Origin of the sequence: Microbacterium sp., from assembly GCF_036566905.1 — a bacterium.
Classification (GTDB): Bacteria; Actinomycetota; Actinomycetes; order Actinomycetales; family Microbacteriaceae; genus Microbacterium.
The window spans coordinates 15581-39639 of record NZ_DATCVK010000127.1; the positions used below are offsets into that span (position 1 = coordinate 15581).

The window sequence follows — 24059 nt, forward strand, 5'->3', positions numbered from 1 at the left end:
TTAGTCAAGTCTGACTAGACAATAAACTGTGGTCGAACGCACTATGGTGCGAGGAGGAGGTTTCGATGGCTCGACCGTCCGTCGCCGAGGAGCGCACGCAGCAGATCGTCGACGCGACGATCCGCACGATCGCCGCGCACGGCATCACCGGAGCCAGCCTCGAGCGCATCGCCGAAGAGGCCGGCATGTCGCGCGGGCACGTGCGGCACTTCGTCGGCAATCGTGAGGAGCTGCTCCGCGAGAGCGCGCGCCGGTTCTACTACGAAGGCGCCGAGGGCGACTCGATGCTCCCCCGCGGCACCGGCGACGTCACCAGCGCCCTCGACTTCCTGTTCGGCGACGAGTTCGCCGCACCGGGCAACGAGAACGCCGTCGTGCTCGGGTTCGTCGAGGCCGCCCGCACCGATCCCGTGCTCGCCAGTCTGCTCGTGTCGGCGTATCAGGGCACGCACCACGCCCTGGGCGAGCTGCTGGCCGCCGAGCATCCCGCCTCCGATGTCGCCGCGTGCGCCTCCGTGGCGTACGGCGTCGTCGGCATCGCGCTGCACAACGTCTTCCTGAGCGACATCGCGTCGGCGGCGACCGGCACGGCGACCGCGCGCGCCGCGGCCGAGCGGCTCATCGCGACCCTCGACTGATCCGCCGGGTGCGGCACGTGCGCACTGTCGGCGATGCGGCCTAGTCTCGGGGCATGCGCCGGTCGCGAGAGGCGGGGTCGTGGGCGGAGCCGGGGTCATGAAAGTAGCCGGGCCGTCGGCTCCTCTGGTCAGGCCCTGGGTACTGCACGTCGACCTCGACCAGTTCATCGCGGCGGTCGAGGTGCTGCGCCGGCCCGAGCTCGCCGGCAAGCCGGTCATCGTCGGCGGCCGCGGGGACCCCATGGAGCGCGCCGTCGTCTCGACCGCGTCGTACGAGGCGCGCGAGTTCGGCGTCGGGTCGGGCATGCCGCTGCGCATCGCGGCGCGGAAGATACCGGATGCCGTCATCCTGCCGGTCGACGCACCGCTGTATCTGGCGGTATCCGAGCAGGTCATGGCGACTCTGCGCGCCCAGCCCGGCGCGGTGGTGCAGGTGCTCGGCTGGGACGAGGCGTTCGTCGGCGCCGAGACCGACGACCCCGAGGCGTATGCGCGCCGCCTGCAGCAGGACGTACTCGACCGCACGCGGCTGCACTGCTCCGTCGGCATCGGCGACACGCTCGTGCGCGCCAAGGTCGCGACCGGCTTCGGCAAGCCACGCGGCATCTTCCGGCTGACCGCCGACAACTGGCTCGAGGTGATGGGCGAGCGTCCGACGATCGAGCTCTGGGGCGTCGGGTCCAAGGTGTCGAAGCGGCTCGCGCTGCTGGGCATCCGCACCGTCGCCGAGCTCGCCGTCGCCGACGAGACGGCGCTGACCGGTGAGTTCGGGCCGCGGATGGGCCTCTGGTACCGGCAGCTCGGCCGCGGCGACGGCTCGGCCGTCGTCGACGACACGCCCTGGGTCGCCCGCGGGCACAGCAAGGAGACCACGTTCCAGGCCGACATCGTCGATCCGGCTGAGATCGAGGCGGCCGCGAGGCGCCTGCTCGATCAGGTGCTGGACGAGGTGGCCGCCGACGACCGTCCGGTCGTCGGCCTCGGACTCAAGGTGCGTTACGCGCCGTTCCTCACCAAGACCTTCACGAAGAAGATCCCCTCCACCGCCGACCGCGCCGTCGTGCTGGCGCGCACCCTCGAGCTCGTCGCCAAGATCGAGCCCGGCCGCCCGATCCGCCTGCTCGGCGTGCGCGCCGAGATGGCGATGCCCGACGACGCCCGCGAAGGGCACACGCCGACCCGCGGCGGGTGGTGATCACGCTCGACGGGCACTCGCAGAGCCTGTCACGGGCGCTCCCCGCGGCCTAGCGTGGAGTCATGGCTGACATTCGTGCCGAGGTGAAGGAGTTCCTGAGCTCGCGCCGCGCCCGGCTCACCCCCGAGCAGGCGGGGCTCCCCGCGTACGGCGGCAACCGCCGCGTCGCGGGACTGCGCCGCGAAGAGGTGGCGATGCTCGCCGGCGTCTCGGTGGACTACTACGTGCGCCTGGAGCGCGGCAACCTCGCGGGCGCCTCGGAGGGAGTGCTGGATGCGGTCGCCCGCACGCTCCAGCTCGACGAGGCGGAGCGCCAGTACCTGTTCGACCTCGCCCGCGCCGCCGGCCCGGCCCGCAGGCCCGCACGACGCGCCGCGTCGACCGTGCGCCCCGCAGTCATGCAGGTGCTCGACGCGATCACCGAGGCACCGGCGTGGGTCCGCAACGGCCGGCACGACATCATCGCGGCGAACCTGCTGGCCCGCGCGCTGTACTCCCCTGTGTTCGACGACCCGCGGCGGCCGGTGAACACCACGCGCTTCGCCTACCTCAACCCGGCGGCCCGCGAGTTCTGGCGCGACTACGACCAGATCACCCATGACTCCGCCGCGATGCTGCGGATGGAGGCGGGTCGCAACCCGCATGACCCCGACCTCATCCGTCTCGTCGGAGAGCTGTCGACGCAGAGCGAGCTGTTCCGCGAGCGATGGGCGTCGCGCGACGTGAAGTTCCATCGCAGCGGACTGAAGCGCCTGCACCATCCGGTCGTCGGCGACCTGGATCTCAACTACGAGTCCATGGACCTGCCGAGCGAGCCCGGGCTCGTGCTGAACGTCTACACCGCCCCCATGAACTCGTCGTCCGCCGATGCGCTCAAGCTGCTGGCGTCGTGGGCGGCCACGCAAGCGGCCGAGTTCGCGGCCCGTGACGCCACGGCGGCGGGGACGGATGCCGCAGCCGCGGCTGCGCGCTGAGATCCGGCATCCGTCCCCGCGGTCGTCACAGACCCACCATCGCCATGCCGCCGTCGTCGTAGCGGTTGCCGGCCACGACGGCGGCGAGCGCATCGAGCGTCGCGATGTCGTCCGCCGACAGCGGCACGGCAGCGGCCCCGGCGTTCTCGTCGACGCGTTCGCGGCGGCGGGTTCCCGGGATGGGGACGATGAACGGATGCCGTGACAGCAGCCACGCGAGGGCCACCTGGCCGGGCGTCGCGCCGCGTGCGGCGGCGACGTCGCGCACCCCGTCGACGATGGCCTGGTTGGCCCGTAGGTTGTCGGGCTGGAAGCGGGGCACGCGGCCGCGGATCTCATCGGTGCTGAAGGTGGAGTCGGCGGACACGGTGCCCGTCAGGAAGCCCTTGCCCAGCGGACTGAAGGGCACGAACCCGATGCCGAGCTCGACGCACGTGGGCAGCACCTCGGGCTCGGGGTCGCGGGTCCACAGCGAGTACTCGCTCTGCACGGCCGTCACCGGGAACACCGCGTGGGCGCGGCGGATCGTTCCGGCCCCCGCTTCGGAGAGCCCGAAGTGCTTCACCTTCCCTGCCGCGACGAGTTCGCCGACGGCGCCCGCGACGTCCTCGATCGGCACGTCCGGGTCGACCCGGTGCTGGTAGAACAGGTCGATCGCCTCGACGCCGAGCCGCTGCAGCGACGCGTCAGCGACGCGGCGGATCTGCTCGGGCCGTGAGTCCGTGCCCTGCATGCTGCCGTCGACGATGTTCCACCCGAACTTGGTCGCCACGACCACCTGGTCGCGGATCGGGGCGATCGCCTCGCCGACGAGCACTTCGTTGTCGTACGGCCCGTACACCTCGGCGGTGTCGATGAACGTGACGCCGTGCTCGACCGCGTAGCGGAGCACGCCGATCATGTCGTCGCGGTCGCCGGGGTTGGGACCGTAGCTCATCGACATCCCCATCGCGCCGATGCCGATCGCCGAGACCTCGAGGCCCTGACCGAGCTTTCTGGTGTGCATGGATCCTCCTCGTGCCCGGGGTGCGCTCGCTCCCCACGGCATCCTCCATCTCACTCCGGTGAGGGCGTCGACGGGAGACCCCCGCGTGACAGGTACTGCCAGACCCCCGCACACACGGGAGGGCCCGACCTTCCGGCCGGGCCCCCCGTGTGTCGGCTCACGCAGCCGCGTTGATCGCCTCGAACAGGTTCTTGAACGAGGTGAGCGCGCTCTGCGACGGGTTCGCCGCCGTGCGCGCCGCTTCGCCGGCCTGGATCACGGCTCCGACCGTGGAGTCGGCCGTGCCGTCGCCGTTGGTGTCGACCGGATCGCTCAGCGCGATCGATCCGTCGGCGACGTTGAGCCAGAGCGACAGCAGATGCGCGTCGAACTGGTTCTCGGCGTTCTTCGTCTGCTTCGGCCACAGTGCGGTCACCGCTTGCGAAATGGTCGCGAGCGGCACCTTCTCGTCGAACACCGCGCTCAGCACACGCACGACCGAGAGGAGGCACAGCTTCTCCTGCTCGGTGTGCAGCGCGCTGCGCTTGTCGCGGTAATCGGTCTGCCACACGCCCAGCGTGCCGGCATCGGTGCTGGTGCCGAGGATCACGACCTGGACATCGTCGGTTGCCGAGCCTCCGTCATCGTCCGACACCTCGACGCCGGTGGTCGCTGCGCACGCGATCGCGTAGGTGTGCGGCGCGGCATCCGTCACGTCCCGAGGCTGGATGCTCGGACTCGGGTCGCCATCGGCGGCCGGCGGATTGACCAGGCTCGTGTGACTGGCGGTCGCGCCGTCACCGAAGTCCCACGAGAACACCAGGTCGTCACTGCCCGGGTCGGTTCCCCGCGCCTCGAACGCCACCGGGTCGCCGGCGGTGCCGAACACGATGTCCTGCCCGTTCCACGACGTCGTCGGCGGTCCGGTGATCTCGGCCGTCGGGGCGACGTTGGCCACCGTTGCGGTGCCCGTGTCGGAGCCCGCTCCGCCGTCGTCATCGGTGACGGTGAGGGTGACCGGGAACGAGCCGTCGTCGCCGTAGACGTGCGTCGCCTCCACTGCGGTGCCGGTCACCGTGGCCGCGGTGACGGTGCCGTCGCCCCAGTCCACGCTGGCCGTGTGCGTGTCGTTCACACCCGCATCGGCGAAGTGCGCCGCGAGCGTGACGACGGCGTTCTCGTCGGCTGCGGTCACCGTGTCGACCGCGACCGCAGGCGCGACGTTGTCGACGTGCAGCGAGAACCACGTCTGGCCCGTCTCACCCTTGTCGTCCGTGGCGGTGATTGTCACCGTCTCGTCGGCGGGTCCCTCGGGCGGCGTATACGACCACGACCAGGACGAACCCGAGGGGGTCACCGTGCCGATGCTCGCGGTGAGGGCGGTGATGGTGCCGTCGGCATCCGTCGCCGTCCCGGTGTTCGTCGCCTGCGATCCTTCGTCGACCGTCACCGCAGCGTCGTCGGCGGCGACCACCGGGGCGGCATTCGGCGACTGCAGCGCCGCGAGCAGGTCGAGGCGCGGCGTGGTGTTCGTCGTCGTCCCCGCAGCGTTCGTCGTGTACGTGATCGGCACGCCGGTCGAGGTGATGTCAGCCAGCAGGTTCGCGATCGGTCGCGAGGGATAGGCCGACCGCAGCACGGCGAGCGCTCCCGTCACGAACGGCGTCGACATGGAGGTGCCGCTCTTGCTGCCGTACACGTCGTCGTCGATCGCCGAGTCGATCGACGATCCCGGCGCCATCACGTCCAGCAGCCCACCGCGGTTGCCCGAGTTCGTCGTCGTGTCGTCGTCGTTCGTGCGACCGACGGTGAACGCCGTCGAGATGCATCCCGGCGCGCCCACCGCGTTGAGGAACGAGTTGTTCCCCGAGGCGATGACGGTCGCGATGCCGGCAGCCAGGTTGCTGTCGATCGCCGCCTTGCGCGTGTCACCGTCGCAGGCCGACGAGTTGTTGCCGCCGCCGAGGCTCATGTTGCTCGCCACGACGTTCCAACCCGGGTTCGCCGCCGCCTGGCCGCGCACCCAGTCGAGTCCCTGGATCTGGTCCGAGACGAACGACAGCACGCAGGGTGCCGGGTTGGGTGCGCAATCGCTCGCGACGTTGACACGCGTGAACACCTGCACCGCGATGATCTGAGCGCCCGGTGCGACACCGTTGCCCGGAGGCGAACCCGCGGCGTCGTCGGCCGAGCTGCCGGCTGCGATGCCCGCGACGTGCGTGCCGTGGTCGCAGATGTTGCCGCCGCCGTTCACACAGGTCGCGTTGTTGTCGCTGTCGATGTCGGCGGAGGTGTCCTCGGTCGTGCCGTCCGGGCAGAGGCTCGCCTCATCGCCGTCGCCGTCGTCGTCCCCGGGGTCGGAGAAGCAGTGCTGGGCGACGATCCGCGATCCGAAGAACGGATGATCGGCATCGATGCCGGAGTCGAGGATCGCCACGGTGGCACCTGCGCCGGTGTAGCCGAGCGCCTGCACGTCGTCGCCGTTGACGACCGGCAGCGTGCTGGCGAGCGCAGGCGGATCGGCGAAGTCCTTCACCACGCCGACGACGTGCGGATTGTTCTTCAGGCCGCGTAGCGCCGGCTCCGGCACCTCCATGATCACGTAGGGCATCGTCGCCGTCTTCTTCACATCGGTCGCACCCCCGGCGACTCCTCGCACGACCTCGTCGGCCGACGCCTTGCGGTCGAGCTGGACGATGACGCGCACTCGGTCCGGCGGAGCGGCGTTCGCGGGCGGACTGACGGCCACCACCCCGAGCGTCACCGCACACGCGGCGAGTATGGAGACGATTCTGGACCTCATGATGGTTCCCTCCATCCATCGGCGCGTGCCTTCCCGGCGCACGCCCGGTGGTACCTCCACCACCGCCAAGGAGGGGTCGCCGACGACGGTGATACCCGCCGGCCGGGTCGACGGCACGCCGATGCCGCCGCGGCGGGTGGGGCGAAGGGGCAGCCGGCCGACGCCGGCCCGAGCTCAGCGGAAGTCGGCGAGCGCGCGGTGCACCGACGCGACGGCGCTGGAGCCCTCGCCGACCGCGGCGGCGACGCGCTTCATCGACCCGCGGCGCACGTCGCCGGCAGCGAAGATCCGCGGCACGGAGGTCTCGAACGGCAGCGGCTCCCTCCCGAGCCCCTGCCAGCGCTGAAGCGACTGCACCGACACGTCCGTGCCGGTGCGGAGGAACCCGTCGGCGTCGCGATCGAGATCGGCGAGCCAGGACGTCGCGGGCTCGGCGCCGATGAAGCAGAACAGGCCGCGCGCCGCGACATCCCCCACCGAATCGATGCTCACGCGCTCGAGGGCGGACCCGCCGTCCAGCCCCACGACGCGCGAGCCGGTGTGGACGTCGATGCGCGGGTCCTCGAGCAGGCGATCCACGAGGTACGACGACATCCGGGTGCCGAGGTCGGAGCCGCGCACGACCAGGTGCACGGGGCAGCCGTTCGCCGCCAGATACAGCGAGGCCTGGCCGGCGGAGTTGGCGCCGCCCACGACGACGACCGGCGACTCGAACACCTGGCGCAGCTCGAGCGGGGTCGCCGCGTAGTAGATGCCGGCGCCCTCGAACTCGTTCCACCGCTCCAGGTCGAGGGTGCGGTAGGCGGCGCCGGAGGTGACGATCACGGTCCGCGTGCGGATGAGGCGCCCGTCGGTGAGCGCGATGTCGATGTCATCGCCGACGGGTCTGAGGTCGACGGCCTCGCAGGGCGCGTAGACGCGGACCCCGAACTTCAATGCCTGGAGCGAGGCCTGGCCGATCAGATCGCCGCCGCTGACTCCGAAAGGGAATCCGAGGAAGTTCTCGATCCTCGACGTCGCCGCGGCCTGCCCACCCGGGGCGACGGCATCCAGCAGCACCGTGTCGAGACCTTCGGACGCCCCGTAGATCGCCGCGGCCAGACCGGCCGGCCCGCCGCCGACGACGACGAGATCGACCACCTCGTCGGCGCGCGCCTGATAGCTCAGCCCGAGGCGCTCCGCGACCATGCCCGGGGTCGCCCGTGGCATCGGCTCGCCCTGGATGAAGGCGACGGGGAGGTCGTCGAGCGTGATTCCGTGTTCGCCGAGCGCGCCGAGTTCGCCGGGGACCAGCTCGACCGCCGTGTGCACGAGGTCGAGCCGCTCCGCGAATCTGCGCAGCGTCAGGAAGTCGCGCGATGAGCGGGGGCCGACCAGCTTGAGGGTGAGCGCCGCCGGTCCACGCCGGAGCATCTCTCGCCGGGCCCACAGCGCGTGCAGGACGATGTCGCAGAGCTCGTCGTCCTCGGCCATCAGCAGACGCAAGCGCGCCCGGCCGACGCGCAGCATCCGGCCGGCGCGCGACGCGCGAGCCGACAGGAACGCGCCCTGCCCGTTCAGCAGGCCCAGCTCGCCGACGAAGCTGCGCGGACCCATCGTTCCGACCACCGTCTCGTCGACCCAGCCGAACGCGACACGGACGATCTCGACCTCGCCCGTGTCGACCAGGATCAGGTCGTAGTCGAGATCGCCGGCCCGGAAGAGGTACTCGCCCTCTGCGACCTCCTGCGGCTCGCCGAAGGCGACCAGCCGCTGCCACTGCGCGTCCGACAGCGACGGCTTCATCATGCGTTCGATCTCGCGCTGCTTCGCCGGCGAGATCTCGTGAGTCGTCATCGGTGGATCAGCTCCCGCCAGTCGGCGGGCAGCCTGCCCGCGGGGCCGGGCGATGGCTGCGTGGCCGGTCGCGACACGGGCGGCGCGAGGTCGGGCCCGTCCACGTAGTCCCCGGCGACGTAGTCCCAGAACCAGTCCTCGCCCGGCTCGAAGCTGCGCACATAGCGGTGCTCGCTCGCGCGGAAGTGCGCGGTCGCATGCTGCGCCGGAGACGTGTCGCAGCACGCGACGTGCCCGCACACGGCGCACCGCCGCAGGTGCACCCACCAGCCGCCGACCGCATCGCAGTCGGCGCAGCCCTCGCCCGAGGGCGGCACCGTGGGGTCGATCTCATCCAGGCTCATCTGGCCTGCCTCTCATCCGACGCGTTCCATCGGAGTGATGCTAACGCGCCCGGCAGCGCGCACGGCCGAGATGCGCGACGGGATGCAGTCACATCTCACGCGGCCGCTCGACCGCCCGGCGCCTGACCTGCCCTGCGTGGCTCAGGCCTGATCGACCAGCACCGGGGTGCGCCGCCGACCGCCGATGAGGGGTGCGATCAGTGCAGCCACGACGACGAACACCAGCGGGATGATCAGGGCCGAACGCAGGCCGAACTCGTCGCCGGCGAAGCCGAGCGCCGGCGGACCGACGAGGAACGCGACGTAGCCCGCCGTCGCCACGAGCGACACGCGCGCCGCGGAATCGGGGCCGGAGTCGCCCGCCGCGCTGATCGCCACGGGGAATCCGAGGGACGCACCCAGTCCCCACAGCAGCACGGCGGCCGCCGCCACGAGCTGATTGTCGACGAAGATCACCAGGGCGAGGCCGACCGCGGCGAACACACCGCTCGCCGAGAGCACCGCGGGGCGGCCGAACCGCTCGATGAACCATCCGCCGGAGAATCGGCCGATCGTCATCGCGGCGGCGAACACCGCGTAGATCGTGGAGCCGAGCGCGGGATCGAAGCCATGACCGTCGACCATCACCAGCGGGAGCCAGTCGTTCGCGGTCCCCTCGGCGAGCGCCATGGCGAGGATGATCACGCCGATCAGCAGCAGACGGGAGTCCTTCCACAGGGCGCGGCGGCTCTCGGTGACGGCGGTGGTGTCGACGCCGTGTGCGCGGCCGGTGTGCGCAGGCAGCGCCGGCACCGAGAGCACGACGGCGGCGAGCGCGATCACGCCGACGAGGCCCAGGTGCCAGGCCACGGGGAAGCCGGCGGCGGTCGCCCAGATCCCGATGACGGCTCCGACGACGGTGCCCAGGCTGAAGCATCCGTGCAGGGTCGGCAGGAACGATCGCTCGCTGACCCGCTCGATGTCGGCTCCCTCGACGTTCATCGCCACCTCGCCACCGCCCATCCCGGCGCCGAAGAGGAAGAGTCCGGAGGCCACGACGAACGGGCTGCCCACTGCGGCCCCGATGCCGATGACGGGCATGCTCACCACGATCGCCGTCGCGCCGGCCGCGATGACCGGCCGTGCTCCGAACCGCGCGACGAGGGCGCCTGATGACAGGATGCCGACCATCGAGCCGAGCGACAGCCCGAACAGCACGAGCCCCATCTCCGCGGTCGAGGCGCCGAGGAGGTCGCGGATGTCGGGCGTCCGGGTGACCCACGACGCGATTCCGACGCCGGGGACGAAGAAGAGCGTCGCCAGTGCGAGGCGACGCGCGGACAGGGACGAGAGCATCGGCATCCTTCACCATATGTACGTTCGTACACAACAAATCTGTACTATCGTACACAGGCGTTCGCCGACGAGACGAGGTACCCCATGGCCGCACGCGGCGCGAACGATCCGGATCGCCGCGACCGGATCATCGCGGCGACGCTCGCGGTCATCGGCGAGCGGGGGGTGCACCAGACCAGCCACCGCGTCATCGCCGCCCGGGCGGGCGTCCCGCTCGGATCGCTGACCTACTACTTCGACGGGCTCTCCGACATCCTCGAGCAGGCCTTCGCCGCACTCGCGGAGCGGATGTCGGAGCAGTACCGTGCGACCCTCGCGGTGGCGCGGAGCCGCGAGGAGGCATGTGCGGCGGTCGTCGACCTGATCTGCGGCTCGTACGCATCGCCCGACGACGTGCGGGCGCTCTTCGAGATGTACTCGTTCGGCAACTACGACGCGAAGGTGCACGATCTCTGCCGCGACTGGCTGCTCCTCAGCCGCGCCAGCCTCGGCCTGCATTTCGCCGAGCCGACTGCCCGCGCGCTCGACGCGCTCGTGGAGGCCTGGCCGATGCACCAGGCATGGGAGGGCACCCCGCTGGATCGCGACTACGTGGCCGCCGTCGTGCAAGCGCTCGTCGACCGCTTCGAGCCCGCAGCGGAATCCGCAACGGTCTGACTGCGCCCCCACCGTCCCCGCCGGGACGGTGGCGACGCGCCCCACCGCCCCGCGCGGCGCTCAGCCTTCCGTGACGTGGCGGTACACCGCGTGGATCACGCCGTTGGGCAGCACCGTCGCCTCGTCGAGGGAGAACGTCAGCGGCGCCTCCTGGTCGAACAGCCGGCGTCCGTGGCCGACGGTGACGGGGTGGATCAGCAGGTGCAGCTCATCGACGAGCCCCGCCCGCAGCAGCGCCTGCACCAGGCTGGTGCTGCCGGTCGTGAGGATGTCGCGACCCTCGGCCGCCTTCAGCGCGGCGACGCCCTCTTCGAGGTCGCCCTCGAGGACCGTCGAGTTCGCCCACTCCAGCGATTCAAGGGTGCGACTGACGACGACGCGCGCGTTCTTGTTCATCTTCGCTGCGATCGGGTCATCGGCGGGCGCATCGGCGAACGCCGCCGCGAAGCCCTCGTAGGTGACGCGACCCAGCAGCGTCGTGTCGCACGTGTCACTCAGCGCCCACATGATGCTGAACATCTCCGGGCTCACGTACTGCATGTGCCACTGCTCCGGGGCCTCGACGACTCCATCGAGCGAGATGAACTCGCCCACGATGATCTTGCGCATTTCTCGTGTCCTGTTCTCGTACGGGGGATCCGTCCGATCCCCCTCCTACACATGCACCGAACGGCGCGCACCGAATCCGACACGGGTCTGGAAGGAATTTCAGGAGGAGTGGGATGCTGATGCCCATGCGCTATCTGATGACGACCAACGGCGGGGGCCCGGCGCCCGACGAGGCGCTGTTCGCAGCGATGGGAGCACTCATCCATGAGATGGCGAGTGCCGGCATCCTGCTGGCGACGGGCGGGCTCGGGCAGGGCATGCACGTGTCATCCCGCGACGGCGAGCTCTCGATCACCGACGGCCCCTACGCCGAGGCGAAGGAGACGATCGTGAGCTTCGCGCTCATCGAGGTGCGCTCCGAGGAAGAGGCGCTCCAGATGGCGCGCCGGTTCTGGGCGGTCGTCGGTGACGGCGAAGGCGACGTCCGACCAGTGTTCGGGCCGCCGGAGTGACCTCGGGCCGCGATGCGCGCGGCACCGTCGATGCGGTCTACCGTCTCGAGGGTGCACGCATCATCGCGGGGTTGGCACGCACCGTGCACGACATCGGCCTCGCCGAGGACAGCCTGCAGGACGCCATGGTCGCGGCGATCGAGAAATGGCCGGAGGCCGGGGTGCCGGCGAATCCCGCCGCCTGGCTGACGCTCGAGGCCAAGCACAGGGCGATCGACCGCATCCGCCGGTCGGTGAACCTCGGCGACAAGCTCGGCGGCATCGCCGACGACGCGCGACAGCGCATCCGGGTGGACATCGACGAGGGCGGCCACGACTTCGACCTCATCGTGGCGCACGAGGGCATCGCCGACGATGTGCTGCGCCTGCTGTTCGCCACCTGCCACCCGAGCCTGGCCCGCGACACGCAGGTCGCGCTGACCCTCAAGCTGCTCGGAGGTCTGAGTCCACGCGAGATCGCACGCGCCTCCCTCGTTCCCGAGCAGACGATCTCGCAGCGGATCCTCCGGGGGCGACGGCGGCTGGCGGCGGAGGGATTCGACGCGGCGGTGCCCAGTTCTGCCGAACGACAGTCGCGGCTGGGGGCGGTGCGCGAGGTCGTCTACCTGGTCTTCACCGAGGGGCACGCCGCCACCGTCGGCGACGACTGGGTGCGTCCCGACCTCTGCCTCGAGGCGCTCCGCCTCGCGCGCATGCTGGCCGAGCTCGTGCCGGATGATGCGGAGGCGCATGCACTCGCTGCCCTGCTCGAGCTGCAGGCGTCTCGGCTTCCGGCACGCACCGGGGACGGCGGCGCCCCCGTGCGCCTGGACGAGCAAGACCGCGGCCTGTGGGACCAGCTGCTCATCGCCCGAGGCTTCCGGTCCCTGCTACGGGCGCGCGAACTGAGCGACACCCCGGGTCCGTATGCGATCCAGGCGGCGATCGCAGCCGCCCACGCTCGAGCGCGCACGGCATCCGAGACCGACTGGACGAGCATCGCCGAGCTGTACCGGCTTCTCGCACATGTTGCGCCCTCACCGATCGTCACGCTGAACCGGGCGGTCGCGGTGTCTCGTGCGGAGAGCCCGCAGGCCGGGCTGCGCATGCTGGAGGTCCTGGCCGACTCCCCCGAGCTCTCCGATCATCACCTGCTCGCGGCCGTGCGCGCACAGCTCCTCCTCGAACTCGGCGATGCCTGGGCGGCAGCCGTCGAACTGCGACGGGCAGCAGAGCTGGCTCCGAATCCCCGGGAACAGGAGCTCCTCCGCGCCCGCGCGAACGAGTGGAGCCCTCATCTCGAGTGAGCATTACCGAGCGTCCTCATTATTGAGTATACTCGGTGATGCCGAGGCGAACCGTGTCGCCTCGCTCACGAAGAGGAGCACGACAGAGACATGAAGGCGTTCGCCGTTTCCGCATTCCAGGGCCCGCTCGAGCGGATCGACGTGCCCGAGCCGCGCGTCGGGCGCTCCGACGTCCTCGTCCGCGTGCGCGCCGCCGGGGTCAACGTCCTCGATGAGAAGATCCGGCTCGGCGAATTCCGGCAGGTTCTGCCGCACGCCTTTCCGCTCATCCTCGGCCACGATGTCGCGGGAACGGTGATCCGGGTCGGCGCCGACGTGCGGGGCCTCAAGCCCGGCGACACGGTCTACGGCCGCCCGGATGACGGTCGCATCGGAACGTTCGCCGAGCGCATCGCGGTGAACGAAGCCGACCTCGCGATCGCGCCGGTCTCGGTCGACATCGAGGCCGCGGCGTCGCTGCCGCTGGTGGCGCTGACGGCGTGGCAGGCGCTCGTGGAGCGCGGTCGGCTGCAACCGGGGCAAAAGGTACTCATCCACGGCGGCGCCGGCGGGGTCGGGTCCATCGCGATCCAGCTCGCCAAGCACCTGGGCGCGGCGGTCGCCACCACCGCCGGCAGTGCGAACGCCCAGTTCGTGCGCGATCTCGGCGCCGACATCGTCATCGACTATCGGTCCGACGACTTCGCGCAGCAGCTCAGCGGCTTCGACCTCGTGCTCGACAGTCTCGGCGGCGAGAACCTGGAGAGGTCGCTGCGCATCCTGAAGCCCGGCGGGCGAGCCATCGGCATCGCGGGTCCTCCCGACCCGCAGTTCGCCCGGGATGCCGGACTCAACCCCGTGGTGCGGCTCGCGGTCCGCGGCCTCAGCGGCAAGGTGCGCAGGCACGCGCGAAAGCTCGGCGTCAGCTACGAGTTCCTGTTCATGCACGCCAGCGGCGAGCAGCTGCGCCAGATCACCCGACTGGTCGACGACGGCGTGCTGCGGCCTGTGGTCAGCCGAGTGCTCCCCTTCGACCAGACCGCCGAGGCGCTCCGGCTCGTCGCCGCGGGCGGCTCGCGCGGGAAGACGGTCGTGAGCGTGCCGTAGCCGCCGGATCGGTCAGCCGGCGAGCTGCGCCCCGAGCCAGGTCCTCGCGCGTGACACGATGTCGCGGGCGAGGACGCTGTCGGCGGGGGCTCCGGGTTCAGCCCCTGACGTCGTGCGCGCGCTCCTCCCCCGGCCGGTGATCGAGGCGTCCTGATCCCGTCTCCACAGGCCAACGGCATCCGTCAGCCTGCCCGCCGTGGCCACAGCAGCGACGCCACGCCGGCCAGGAGCGCCACGGCCGCGGCGAACCAGTAGCCCGAGGCGAACGCGGCGAACCCGGGAGCCACGAGGGCCGCGGCCGCGACGCTCGACACGGCGGACACCCCCGCGGCGGCACCGAACTCGTGGAAGGTGCTCAGCGCGCCGGACGCGACACCGGCTTCGGGCGGCTCCACCGCGGAGAACATGCTGGCCGCGGCCGCGACGAACACCGCTCCGACACCGAAGCCCGCCACGCTCGTGCCGACGATCAGCACCGTCATGGAGAAGATCCCCGCCGTTGCCGCGAGTCCGGCAGCGGTGATGAGCAGCCCCGTCACCGAGACGGTCCGCACGCCCCACCGCGGGATGATGCGGCCGCCGAACGTGGCGCCGAGGATGGTGCCGGCGGCGACGGGCAGGAACGACAGCCCGGTCTCCAGCGCGGTGAATCCATGGAGGTGCTGGAGCGAGAACGAGCCGAGGAAGAAGACGGAGATCATCAGGGCGGCCGCGACGAAGATCAGCCCCAGCCCGCGGAGCACCGGTCCTCGCCTGAGCATCGCCGGTTCGATGAGCGGGGCGGCGGCGGTGCGGATCCGCCACGCGAAGAGCGCGTATCCCACGAGCGCCGCGCAGATCGCGATGAGGATGGAGGCGCCCACCCAGCCGTCGTCTCCTGCCGCAGCGAGTCCGTACACCGCGGCGCCCGTCGCCGCCGTCACCAGCGCCGCGCCGACGACGTCGAGGCGGCCGCCCGATCCCGGCAGCGGTCGGACGGACCTCACCAGACCGATCAGCAGCAGGATGCCGACGGGCACGTTGACGAAGAACACCCACGCCCATCCCGGCCCGGCGGTCAGCAGGCCACCGAGCAGCACGCCGACCGCGGCGCCTGCGCCGCCGAGGGCAGACCACACACCCAGGGCGCGGGTCAGCTCCGCACCCGCGAACGTGCGCACGATCACCGACAGTGCCGCGGGCGACATCGCAGCCGCTCCCACGCCCTGCAGAGCGCGGGCGAGCAGCAGCATCTCACCGCTGCCCGCCAGTCCGGCGAGCAGCGAGGCGGCGACGAACACCGCCAGGCCCGCCACCACCACGCGTCGCGGACCCAGGATGTCGGCGGCCTTGCCGCCGAGCAGCATCAAGCCGCCGAAGACCAGTGCGTAGATGCTCGCGACCCACGCGACCGTCGTCCTGTCCAGCCCGAGATCGGCCTGCATGTCGGGCAGCGCGATCGCGACGACCGTGACGTCGACGATCAGCATCAGCTGCGCCACGCCGAGCAGGGCGAGGATGCGCCAGCGGGACGGATCGGCGACGGGAAGGGCCTTCGCAGCCGCGGAATCTGAAGTGTGCACGACGACGACCTTTCACAAGTTGAACAGTGATGTACGAGAACAATAAACCGTACACACGTGTTCGACAAGAGGCGCTGTCGTGGCCGCGACGAACGCAGGAGCGCTCGGCGTAGCGGCGCGCGCGGAGCGTATGAGACCGCGCACCGCGGCGTCCTCATCCGAAGCGGAGGGGGCGGAAGCCGGCGATCTCGAGCCGACGAGCCGGTCTCAGGCGGCGAGCGCGGCGAGGATCGTGTCGCGCACCAGGGCGGGCGCCTCGTCGGCGGTGATCTCGCCACGATGAACCGCCGCCGAGGCCCCGTGCAGAATCGCCTGGATGACACTGATCTGCCAGTCGATGGGCATGTCGCGGCTGAACTCGCCGGCGTCGCGTCCTCGCTCGAGCAGTGCGCGGACCCGGGCCGCGGGTTCGTCGTGGGCACGGCGGATCTGCTCGGGCGGCAGCGCTTGAGAGGCCGCGACGACGACCGCGCCGAAGCGGTGGGTCAGATGCCAGGTGGCCTCGAGCAGGCGACCGAGAGCCTCACGGGGGTCACCGTCGAGGTCGAGGTTCGCCAGCGCCTCCTCGGTCTGGGCGATCGCGCGGTCCACGACCTCGCGGATGAGTGTCGCGCGCGAGTCGAAGTGACCGTAGAGCGTCACCCGTCCGACGTGCGCGGCCTTGGCGATGTCGTTGATGCTCGCGTCGGGGTCCACCGCGAGGAGTCGGGTGGCGGCGGCGATGATCGCCTCGATGTTGCGCACGGCATCGGCCCGCTTCGTCCGATCCTGGGAGGACGCACCCGCCGCTTCAGCGACCTTCGTTCCCGCTGCAGCCACGGTGCCCTCCTAAACCAGACAGTCATGTGCACTTTAGCCTGCCGCCGCGCCGCCATACGCTCGTACGCTGCGGCGGCTGATCGCTGGCTTCCGTTAACTCGGACACGGGCGTACAGTTTAAGAACTCGCACACCGGTGTTCAAGAAAAGAGGTGGAGATGGATGCCGTCCTCACGCAGGAATCGCCCGGCCGCGCACTGCCGCGCCGACGCGCCGGCGCCTGGTGGCAGATCGCATGGCCCGTCGCGCTCGCAGGACTGGTCGCGGCCGCCACCGCATACGGACTGACAGACGGACGCGACGTCGCCCCGGTGATCGCGGCATCCGGTCTCGTCTATCTCGCGGCGGCCGCAACCCAGCGGCGGTGGGCGGCGTGGGTCGTCTTCGGCATCGCGTTCGCTCTCATCACGCTGGACAAGTTCGCAGATCTGGATGCCATGCCGTGGCTGCTGGTGCTGGCCGGAGTGCTGGTCATCGTCGGGCCGGCCTCACTCCGTAACCATCCCTGGTGGGCGCTGCCGCTGCAGAGCGCGGCGATGCTCGTGCTCGGCGCGACCGCCGTGCTGGCACTGCAGCTCGATCCGACCGTCGGCGGTCTGCTGGTCGCGGCCGCCCTGCTCGGCCACGCCGCGTGGGACGTTCACCATCATCGGACCGGACGCGTCGTCGACCAAGCGCTCGCCCGCTTCTGCGCGGTGCTCGATGTCCTCGTCGCGATCCTCGTCGGCGTCGTCACCCTCACCGCATGACGACCGCAGAGGCGGCGCGCCGACACGCGCTGCGGATCACCACCGACGCCCGAGTGCTGCTGCGCCGGCCGTGCGAAGCCGACGCCGCGGGCGTGTTCGCCACCCACGGCGACCCTTCCGTCTACCGCTACGACCCGCAGGAGACGCACCCCGACGTCGAGCACTCCGCGCGCTTCCTGGAGCCGATTCTCGAGCACTGGGCTGAACACGGGTTCGGTTACTGGGCGGTGCTCATCCCGGCCTCGGACTGGCCGGAGGGCGTGCCCGGAGCCGACGTCGACGACGGCGCGCGGGTGTTCGCCGGTCTCGGCGGCATCCGGAATCACACGATGGCGGGCCAGCCGGTGCTCAACGTCTACTACCGCTTCGCCCCGGGCGCACAGGGGCGAGGACTGGCGCGCATCGTCGTGGAGCAGTCGCTGGCACTGGCACCCCTCGTCGCGCCGGGCACCGATGTCGTGGTGCGCACCCGTCCGGCGAACGCGGTCGCGCGCCATGTCGCCGAACGCGCCGGCTTCGTCGACGAGGGGCTGGAGCCCGGCACCACCGACATGCAGCTGCTGCGCTACCGCCTCTGACGACCAGATCGCCGAGACGGGCAGCGTCGGCCATCAGGATGCACGGCGCTCGGCGGCATCCATAGCTCGGAGGAGGTCGGCGAGCGCGGCAGCGACCGTCGCTTCGAGGACCTCTTCCGGCGAGCCGTCGAAGGTGTACAGCTCGCTGCCCGCTTGCCCGTGGACCCACCACCCGATGTAGACCGTTCCCGGCTCACGGCCTTCCTCGCTGTCGGGTCCGCCCACACCGGTCGTCGCGACGGCGGCATCCGCGTCCAGGTGCGCTGCCACACCGGCGGCCATCTCCTCCGCGCACCGAGCGCTCACCACTGGGCCTGGCGACACCGCGAGGACCTTCTGCTTCACCGGGGTGGCATATGCGACCACCCCGCCACGCAGCCACTCCGATGCGTCTTCGGCTGCGCCCAGTGTGCTCACGAGCAGCCCGCTCGTCAGAGACTCTGCCACCGCGACCGTGAGATCACGCTCGCGCGCACACCGAGCCACCTTCTCCGCTAGATTCGCGCTCTTCTCCGCAGTCACGGGCAACAACCTAGCGGGACCGCGCGTTCGGAATGGCCGGGTTGACAGCGCACGACAACGCCCGCTCAGACGTCCACGGCGAACCGTGCACGGTGGCCGGGGTACCGCTACTTCAAGGCTCCGGCGCCGATGCCCTTCACGATGTGCCGCTGCGCCATCAGATAGAAGACGATGACGGGCACGATCGAGATCGTGGTGGCGGCCAGCAGCACCTGCTGCTGGGGCGTCTCGGCAGATGTGAACGCGGTGAGGCCGCGCTGGATGGGCATGAGCTCGTTGTCGTCGAACAGCACGAGCGCCATCAGGTACTCGTTCCAGGCGCCGAGTCCCTGGATGACCGCCACCGCCGCGAGCCCCGGGCGCGCGAGAGGCAGGATGACGCTCCAGAAGACGCGAAGCGGTCCCGCGCCGTCGAGCGCGGCGGCCTCCTCGAGGTCGCGCGGCTGGCTCACGAAGAAGCTCCGCATGATGAGCGTCGACATCGGGATGCCCGACGTGATGAGGATCAGCACGTAGCCCACCGGGTTATTGGTGAGCCCCAGCGAGATGAGCAGCTTGTACTGCGCGAGGAACATCGCCGGCGCCGGGATGATCATCACCGCGAGGATCACGAAGGTGAACACGCCCTTGCCGGCGAACTCGAGTCGCGCGAGCGCGTAACCGGCGAGGCTCGACACCAGAAGGATGCCGAGTACCGCGGCCCCGGTGTAGATCACGCTGTTGCGCAGATACGTGCCGAGGTCGCCCTCCACCCAGGCCGTGACGTAATTGCCCCACTGCGGATCGCTCGGCACGAAGCTCTGGTTCGTCAGCAGCTCCGTGAGCGTCTGAAGGGATCCCGACACCATCCACAGGAGGGGGAACAGGGCAGTCAGAGCCGCGATGCCGAGCAGCCCGTAGAGGCCGATCTTGTGGACGGGCACGCGGCGGCGACGGGCCGCGGGCTCCGAGGTGCTTTCATCGTCGGGGCGCGATGCCGGCGTCGGCGTGCCCGCGTCGGCCTTGTCGTTGGTGAGGGTCATGCGCGGGACCTCCGTCCCGTGATCGCCAGCTGGATCAGCGAGAGCAGCACGAGCGCGCCGCCGAAGATCACGGACATCGCTGCGGCGCTGCCATAGCGCCAGTTGACGAAGGCTTCGTTGTAGATCGCGAGGGTCGGCACCATCGTGTGGTAGCCCGGACCGCCGTTGGTGAGCACCTGCACCGTTCCGAAGATCTGCAGGGCGGCGAGCAGGGTGAGCAGACTCACGATGGACGTCACCGGCGCCAACTGCGGCCAGGTGACGTACCGGAAGGTGGTCCATCGATTGGCTCCGTCGAGCTCCGCCGCCTCGTACAGCTCTTTGGGGACGTCCTGGAGGCCGGCGAGGAACAGCAGGAACGCGAAGCCCCAGTGGTACCAGACGAAGACGGCGGAGACGGAGATCAGGGCGAATGTCGGGTCGCCCAGCCAGTTCTGCGTCCACGCGCCGAGCCCGACGAGTTCGAGGAGCCGGTTCAGCACTCCGGAGTCGGGCGCGAGGATGAAGCCGAACAGCAGACCGACGACCACCACCGAGAGCACGCCGGGCAGATAGAAGACCGTGCGGAAGAAGGTCGTGCCGCGCGTGATGCTGTTGACGGCGAGCGCGAGGCCCAGAGCCAGTCCGTTGCCGACGACGAAGCCGATGATGCCGAAGAAGAGGACATTCCGCATCGAGGCCCAGAAGACCGGGTCGCTCATCACGAACTCGTAGTTCGCCAGGCCCACCCACGGAGTATCGGGGCTGACGCCGTCCCACGATTGGAAGCTCAGCAGGATCGCCTGGGCGAAGGGCGTGATGGTGAACACGCCGATGAGGACGATGGCCGGTGCGAGGAACAGCCAGCCGATGACGTTGCGCCGGACGCCCCGCCGCCCGTGCGGCGCCCGTAGGGGGCGCCGCACGGGGATCAGGAGCTCTGAAGTCACGACGACCGATCCTGAGCGGCCTGGATCGCGGCCAGCGCGTCATCCACCGTCGTCTCGCCCAGCACGAGGCGCTGCGCCTCGGCGACGATCGCCGTCTTTACGTCGGTCGTGAACGTGGTGGACATCACCTGCAGCGATTCGACGCCCGCCGCGAAACCGACGAGCTGCTCGGGCACATCGCCGCTTGCGAGCAGCTCCGGGTTGGTTGGAAGGATGAGGCCCACCTCCGCGAACACCTGCTGCTGCTCCGGCTCGGTGAGCCACTTGACGAAGTCGAGCGCGGCCTCGGGGTGCTCGCCCTTCGGGTTGATGACGGCGCCCTTTCCGGGGATGCCGGGCGAGCGCGGCTCCAGCGGCGCGTCCTCGGCGCCCAGGATGCCGATCGAGAAGTAGTCGGTGAACTCCGGGTTGGTGCGGAAGCCGACCGATACGCCGGGCGACGCATCGAAGATCGAACCGAGCGTCTGCGTGAAGAACGCCGTCTCGACGCTCGGGTTGTCGTCCTGACCGCCCGGGAGGGTGCCGTTCGCGATGACGCCGGCATCCTTCAGGTCGACCAGGAACTGGAAGGCGTTGTGCCAGCCTTCGCTGTCCCAGCTCTCCTCGCCGTTGAAGGTGGCGGCGATCTCCTCGTCGGTCAGCCAGTTGGAGGCGAGTCCCTGCATCAGCTGCGGGGTCAGCGACGCGGCGATGGAGAAGTTGCCGTCGCCCTCGTTGGCGTCGATGAAGTCCTCCATCGTCGCCGGGGCGTCGTCGGCCGTCATCTCCGCCAGAGCCGGGTTGACCATCATGCCGTAGGTCTGCGTCTCCCAGTGCACGCTGTAGATGCCCGCCGGCACGTCGAGGTTGTTGCCATCTTCGAACGTCGACATCTCGATGACCTCCGGACTGAAATCCTCGCTCCAGCCGCTCTCGAGCTCGTCGGTCAGGTCCATCGCCCAGCCGGCCTTGTAGAACGGCGCCATGTCGGTGGCGGCGAACGACGAGTAGATGTCGGGCATGTCGCCCGACTGAGCGCGCGCCTGCAGCTTGGGGAGGTAGTCGGCGGGTCCGGGAGAGTCGATGGTGACCTTCACCCCCGTCTCCTCGGTGTACTGCTCGGCGAGCTGGGTGAGCGCTGCCTCTTGACCGCGGGACTGGTTCAGGAACGTCAGCTCGATGTCCTCCGCCGCGGTCGGATCGGCCTCCGGCGTCGGCTGCGAGCAGCCGGTGAGAGTGAGCGCCGTCGCGATGGACAGCGAGCCGGCGAGGATCGCGCCGCGACGCCGCCGGGTCATGGGTGTGTTCATGGGGATTGGTCCTCGTCTTTGAAAGCCGTGGAGAACGCGGTCCGCGTCGCCGCCGTCGGGAGAGGGCGGGCCGCCGTGGGGCGCCTCCGCTGTGTGGTTGTGTGATCGGCTTGCCTGAGCCGATCTGTCAATCGGTTGCCAGACCTATTGTCCACGATGGCGGTTCCAAAATCAATAGACGACTCTCGAATTCGCGAAGCGTGCCCAGGTGTCCAGCCCCTCGACCTGGATGTCCCAGCCCAGGGGCTTGTCAGCGCCACCGCTCAGGGTCGCGGCCACATGCGCCGCCGCCGCGAGGACGCCGCCGTTCGCCGGCAGGTAGATCGTCAGGAACCCGGGCATCTGCGGGTTGTGGCCGTTGACCAGGAAGACGTTCTTCGGTGATGGATGCAGCAGCGCGTCCAGCGCGCGCGGGATGTCGCCGAGGCGCGTCGCGGTCATCGCCATCACCGCGTAGTCCCAGCCCCAGCTGGACTGCAGCTCCCAATCCCGCCAGACCGCGTCGAGGGTCGCGCTCATGACGCCGAGGTCGATGAGGTCGGAATCGGGCAGCCACCCGGCCGCCATGAGCATCGACGGGTGATCCTTGCGGATGAGGTGGGGCCGCGTGGCGACGGCGGCGTAGGTGCCGTCGGCGAGCACGTGCGGCGGGCGCATGTTCGCCGCCACTCGCTGCCAGTCCGCACGCGGGGGCAGCCTGAGGCGCTCCCGCCACTCGCTCGCCCGCCCGAGAGCCCACGACCAGTACGCGAGCTCGAACGTCGGGTTCTCCGTCGTGGCGCGGTCCGCCAGGTAGCTCTCCTGTGCAGGTATGAGCGGGGCAGGCAGCACGAAGGTCCCGTCTCGTTCCTCCGCGAAGTCGGCCATGAAGTCGGCCGTCGCCTCGACGAGCGGATAGTGCCGGAGCAGGAATCGTTCGTCGCGCCCCTCGGCGAGCAGCAGCTCCAGGAGGTAGATCAGGTGCGGCTGCTGCCAGATCAGGAAGACGCCGATATTGCTGGGCGACTCTTCGGCCGAGGGGTCCGTCTGCTTGGGCCACCGCGCCCCGCGGTAGCCCTGACGAGCAGCCGTCTCGCGGGCGCGTTCGAGGGCGCCGTGGTACCAGCCGAGACTTCGCTCGAGGAGGTGCCCGCGGCCCCAGAGCGGGAACTGGGCCGCATGCCACCAGTGCATCTCGAGATGGAACTTGCCCGTCCACGTGTTGTAGGTGAGGCCCGATTCCGCCGGGGGCGTGGACCCCGCGCAGTTGACCGCGAGCAGGTACTGCGACAGGACGATGCGACGCTCGAGTTCGTGCGCCCGGTGATCGGAGCTGCCACTGAAGCTGATGGCGCCGCCGTCGCACCAGTAGCGCTCCCACCAGTTCTCCGCGCGTGCTCTGATCTGCTCGAAGGACGACAACTCCGCGGATGGTGCGGATGGTGCGGATGCCGCAGGGGCGAGCGCGACGACCACTTCCAGGAAGGGCGTGTCGTCCGCGCTCGCGACGATGCGGTCCACGCGGTGGGCGAGAGAGCCTGAGGTCTTCATCCTGACGACGTATGTCGTGGATTCGACGCAACGCTCCGCACTCCCATGCCCGCGGCCCTCGGCCGTCCAGGACGTCGACTCTTCCAGCGGCACCTCGAAGGAGGCCAGCTCGTCCGCCTGCGCGTCGAACACCCATGCCACGCCCCACCCGCGGGCGAGCAGCTCGGACTCGACACGCACCGCGAAGGAGCCCTCGGTCGGATCGACGACAGACACGACCGACACTCGTGCTCCGTCGAGCGTGTAGTCGGCGTGCACGCTCGCCGACCACAGATCCAGCTCCGTCCGCACATCGGTGAGAAGGGACGGATGCCGTACCTCGCCACCTCGGGGATCCACCAGCGCGAGACGCCCCAGGTGCGCGCGCCGGGGGTTGTAATGGAACCAGGCGCCCGCCTCGTATTCCGGGGCGATCGGGTCGCTCGCCCGCTGGAGACCCATGCGGTCGGGGTAGGACACCGGTCCGCGGCTCGTCCGGTACACCGACTCGGTGTCTTCGAAGCGAAACCGCCGCTTCGTGCGCGTCCGGTACCAGCCCCAGCTGGACTGCGTCCGCAGCGGGATCTGGAAGTCGTCGGCGTCGAACGCCCGCACCTCCTGCTCGGGGAGCCCGTCCACACCGTCGGTCATGCGACGCCGGGGGTCGGGCACGATCTCGTGGAAGCCCGGGAACGTCTGCAGGCCGGAGACGTCGACCGACATCGCGATGTCGCCATTGCCGACGGTGAGCACCGCGGTCGGATGAGCAGCGGTGTACACGGGGTTGTGCGTTCGCACTAGGCGGCGTCGATCGATGGTCACAGGAGCCTCGCGTTCTGTGTTCAATTCTGAGTCGTCTATTATTTTGAGTTCGAGCATAA

General features: G+C 70.2%; 22 protein-coding genes. 9 read left to right on the top strand and 13 right to left on the bottom strand.

Annotated features, from left to right (window positions below; translation table 11 throughout):
• The first annotated feature begins 65 nt into the window (after window positions 1-65).
• The 3 genes from VIP82_RS09500 (at window position 66) to VIP82_RS09510 (ending at window position 2807) form a co-directional block, all read left to right on the top strand.
• Window positions 66-638, top strand: coding sequence for a TetR/AcrR family transcriptional regulator (locus tag VIP82_RS09500; protein ID WP_331907938.1), 573 nt, complete (start codon window positions 66-68; stop codon window positions 636-638).
• A 97-nt stretch (window positions 639-735) separates the two neighbouring features.
• The gene (locus VIP82_RS09505) at window positions 736-1833 is read left to right on the top strand and encodes a DNA polymerase IV (RefSeq protein WP_331907940.1); all 1098 of its coding nucleotides are present in this window, start codon (window positions 736-738) and stop codon (window positions 1831-1833) included.
• A 62-nt stretch (window positions 1834-1895) separates the two neighbouring features.
• Window positions 1896-2807 (top strand): helix-turn-helix transcriptional regulator, encoded by a 912-nt coding sequence (locus tag VIP82_RS09510; protein WP_331907942.1) that lies wholly within the window; start codon window positions 1896-1898, stop codon window positions 2805-2807.
• 25 nt (window positions 2808-2832) lie between these two features.
• Here the strand turns inward: VIP82_RS09510 and VIP82_RS09515 are convergent, their stop codons facing one another.
• The 5 genes from VIP82_RS09515 to VIP82_RS09535 all read right to left on the bottom strand — a co-directional run bounded on the left by VIP82_RS09515 (window position 2833) and on the right by VIP82_RS09535 (window position 10110).
• A complete protein-coding gene (locus tag VIP82_RS09515; protein ID WP_331907944.1) occupies window positions 2833-3813 on the bottom strand; it encodes an aldo/keto reductase in 981 nt (326 codons plus the stop codon).
• Window positions 3814-3970: 157 nt separating this feature from the next.
• A complete protein-coding gene (locus tag VIP82_RS09520) occupies window positions 3971-6595 on the bottom strand; it encodes a S8 family peptidase (RefSeq protein ID WP_331907946.1) in 2625 nt (874 codons plus the stop codon).
• A gap of 174 nt (window positions 6596-6769) precedes the next feature.
• The gene (locus VIP82_RS09525; RefSeq protein ID WP_331907948.1) at window positions 6770-8431 is read right to left on the bottom strand and encodes an FAD-dependent oxidoreductase; all 1662 of its coding nucleotides are present in this window, start codon (window positions 8429-8431) and stop codon (window positions 6770-6772) included.
• Complete coding sequence (locus VIP82_RS09530) at window positions 8428-8775, bottom strand: UBP-type zinc finger domain-containing protein (protein ID WP_331907950.1); 348 nt, start codon at window positions 8773-8775, stop codon at window positions 8428-8430. The genes VIP82_RS09525 and VIP82_RS09530 overlap by 4 nt, the downstream gene beginning before the upstream one ends.
• Before the next feature lie 141 nt (window positions 8776-8916).
• Window positions 8917-10110 carry an MFS transporter gene (locus VIP82_RS09535; RefSeq protein ID WP_331907952.1) on the bottom strand — a complete coding sequence of 398 codons (1194 nt, stop codon included), beginning with the start codon at window positions 10108-10110 and terminating at the stop codon, window positions 8917-8919.
• Window positions 10111-10194: 84 nt separating this feature from the next.
• Between VIP82_RS09535 and VIP82_RS09540 the strand changes: the two genes are divergently transcribed.
• On the top strand, window positions 10195-10767 hold the full coding sequence (locus tag VIP82_RS09540; protein ID WP_331907954.1) for a TetR/AcrR family transcriptional regulator: 573 nt from the start codon (window positions 10195-10197) through the stop codon (window positions 10765-10767).
• A 60-nt stretch (window positions 10768-10827) separates the two neighbouring features.
• Here VIP82_RS09540 and VIP82_RS09545 read toward each other — a convergent pair whose 3' ends face one another.
• Complete coding sequence (locus tag VIP82_RS09545; protein ID WP_331907956.1) at window positions 10828-11376, bottom strand: dihydrofolate reductase family protein; 549 nt, start codon at window positions 11374-11376, stop codon at window positions 10828-10830.
• Between the two features lie 113 nt (window positions 11377-11489).
• On the opposite strand from VIP82_RS09545, the gene VIP82_RS09550 reads away from it, so the two are divergent.
• From VIP82_RS09550 to VIP82_RS09560, 3 genes are all read left to right on the top strand, one after another.
• Entirely contained in the window at window positions 11490-11828 is a 339-nt protein-coding gene (locus VIP82_RS09550; protein WP_331907958.1) for a YciI family protein, read from the top strand.
• Window positions 11825-13114, top strand: a complete 1290-nt coding sequence (locus tag VIP82_RS09555; protein ID WP_331907960.1) for an RNA polymerase sigma factor — start codon at window positions 11825-11827, stop codon at window positions 13112-13114. The genes VIP82_RS09550 and VIP82_RS09555 overlap by 4 nt, the downstream gene beginning before the upstream one ends.
• A gap of 90 nt (window positions 13115-13204) precedes the next feature.
• On the top strand, window positions 13205-14200 hold the full coding sequence (locus VIP82_RS09560; RefSeq protein ID WP_331907962.1) for an NADP-dependent oxidoreductase: 996 nt from the start codon (window positions 13205-13207) through the stop codon (window positions 14198-14200).
• A 182-nt stretch (window positions 14201-14382) separates the two neighbouring features.
• Here VIP82_RS09560 and VIP82_RS09565 read toward each other — a convergent pair whose 3' ends face one another.
• Both VIP82_RS09565 and VIP82_RS09570 read right to left on the bottom strand, forming a co-directional pair.
• Window positions 14383-15762, bottom strand: a complete 1380-nt coding sequence (locus tag VIP82_RS09565; protein ID WP_331907964.1) for an MFS transporter — start codon at window positions 15760-15762, stop codon at window positions 14383-14385.
• Window positions 15763-15969: 207 nt separating this feature from the next.
• Window positions 15970-16581 (bottom strand): TetR/AcrR family transcriptional regulator, encoded by a 612-nt coding sequence (locus tag VIP82_RS09570; RefSeq protein ID WP_331907966.1) that lies wholly within the window; start codon window positions 16579-16581, stop codon window positions 15970-15972.
• A gap of 157 nt (window positions 16582-16738) precedes the next feature.
• On the opposite strand from VIP82_RS09570, the gene VIP82_RS09575 reads away from it, so the two are divergent.
• Together VIP82_RS09575 and VIP82_RS09580 are read left to right on the top strand one after the other, a co-directional pair.
• Complete coding sequence (locus VIP82_RS09575) at window positions 16739-17329, top strand: hypothetical protein (RefSeq protein WP_331907968.1); 591 nt, start codon at window positions 16739-16741, stop codon at window positions 17327-17329.
• Window positions 17326-17907 (top strand): GNAT family N-acetyltransferase, encoded by a 582-nt coding sequence (locus VIP82_RS09580; protein ID WP_331907970.1) that lies wholly within the window; start codon window positions 17326-17328, stop codon window positions 17905-17907. Before VIP82_RS09575 ends, VIP82_RS09580 begins: the two co-directional genes overlap by 4 nt.
• A 33-nt stretch (window positions 17908-17940) precedes the next feature.
• Here the strand turns inward: VIP82_RS09580 and VIP82_RS09585 are convergent, their stop codons facing one another.
• From VIP82_RS09585 to VIP82_RS09605, 5 genes are all read right to left on the bottom strand, one after another.
• The gene (locus VIP82_RS09585; RefSeq protein ID WP_331907972.1) at window positions 17941-18429 is read right to left on the bottom strand and encodes a CinA family protein; all 489 of its coding nucleotides are present in this window, start codon (window positions 18427-18429) and stop codon (window positions 17941-17943) included.
• 107 nt (window positions 18430-18536) lie between these two features.
• On the bottom strand, window positions 18537-19451 hold the full coding sequence (locus tag VIP82_RS09590) for a carbohydrate ABC transporter permease (protein WP_331907974.1): 915 nt from the start codon (window positions 19449-19451) through the stop codon (window positions 18537-18539).
• Window positions 19448-20380: a carbohydrate ABC transporter permease gene (locus VIP82_RS09595; RefSeq protein WP_331907976.1), complete on the bottom strand. Its 933-nt coding sequence runs from the start codon at window positions 20378-20380 to the stop codon at window positions 19448-19450. The genes VIP82_RS09590 and VIP82_RS09595 overlap by 4 nt, the downstream gene beginning before the upstream one ends.
• Entirely contained in the window at window positions 20377-21669 is a 1293-nt protein-coding gene (locus VIP82_RS09600; protein ID WP_331907978.1) for an ABC transporter substrate-binding protein, read from the bottom strand. The genes VIP82_RS09595 and VIP82_RS09600 overlap by 4 nt, the downstream gene beginning before the upstream one ends.
• A 171-nt stretch (window positions 21670-21840) precedes the next feature.
• On the bottom strand, window positions 21841-23958 hold the full coding sequence (locus tag VIP82_RS09605) for a hypothetical protein (RefSeq protein WP_331907980.1): 2118 nt from the start codon (window positions 23956-23958) through the stop codon (window positions 21841-21843).
• Window positions 23959-24059 lie beyond the last annotated feature (101 nt).

Coding starts and splice junctions, on each gene's coding strand:
- VIP82_RS09500 (WP_331907938.1), top strand. CDS start 66: ATGGCTCGACCGTCCGTCGCCGAGGAGCGCACGCAGCAGATCGTCGAC.
- VIP82_RS09505 (WP_331907940.1), top strand. CDS start 736: ATGAAAGTAGCCGGGCCGTCGGCTCCTCTGGTCAGGCCCTGGGTACTG.
- VIP82_RS09510 (WP_331907942.1), top strand. CDS start 1,896: ATGGCTGACATTCGTGCCGAGGTGAAGGAGTTCCTGAGCTCGCGCCGC.
- VIP82_RS09515 (WP_331907944.1), bottom strand. CDS start 3,813: ATGCACACCAGAAAGCTCGGTCAGGGCCTCGAGGTCTCGGCGATCGGC.
- VIP82_RS09520 (WP_331907946.1), bottom strand. CDS start 6,595: ATGAGGTCCAGAATCGTCTCCATACTCGCCGCGTGTGCGGTGACGCTC.
- VIP82_RS09525 (WP_331907948.1), bottom strand. CDS start 8,431: ATGACGACTCACGAGATCTCGCCGGCGAAGCAGCGCGAGATCGAACGC.
- VIP82_RS09530 (WP_331907950.1), bottom strand. CDS start 8,775: ATGAGCCTGGATGAGATCGACCCCACGGTGCCGCCCTCGGGCGAGGGC.
- VIP82_RS09535 (WP_331907952.1), bottom strand. CDS start 10,110: ATGCTCTCGTCCCTGTCCGCGCGTCGCCTCGCACTGGCGACGCTCTTC.
- VIP82_RS09540 (WP_331907954.1), top strand. CDS start 10,195: ATGGCCGCACGCGGCGCGAACGATCCGGATCGCCGCGACCGGATCATC.
- VIP82_RS09545 (WP_331907956.1), bottom strand. CDS start 11,376: ATGCGCAAGATCATCGTGGGCGAGTTCATCTCGCTCGATGGAGTCGTC.
- VIP82_RS09550 (WP_331907958.1), top strand. CDS start 11,490: ATGCTGATGCCCATGCGCTATCTGATGACGACCAACGGCGGGGGCCCG.
- VIP82_RS09560 (WP_331907962.1), top strand. CDS start 13,205: ATGAAGGCGTTCGCCGTTTCCGCATTCCAGGGCCCGCTCGAGCGGATC.
- VIP82_RS09575 (WP_331907968.1), top strand. CDS start 16,739: ATGGATGCCGTCCTCACGCAGGAATCGCCCGGCCGCGCACTGCCGCGC.
- VIP82_RS09580 (WP_331907970.1), top strand. CDS start 17,326: ATGACGACCGCAGAGGCGGCGCGCCGACACGCGCTGCGGATCACCACC.
- VIP82_RS09590 (WP_331907974.1), bottom strand. CDS start 19,451: ATGACCCTCACCAACGACAAGGCCGACGCGGGCACGCCGACGCCGGCA.
- VIP82_RS09600 (WP_331907978.1), bottom strand. CDS start 21,669: ATGAACACACCCATGACCCGGCGGCGTCGCGGCGCGATCCTCGCCGGC.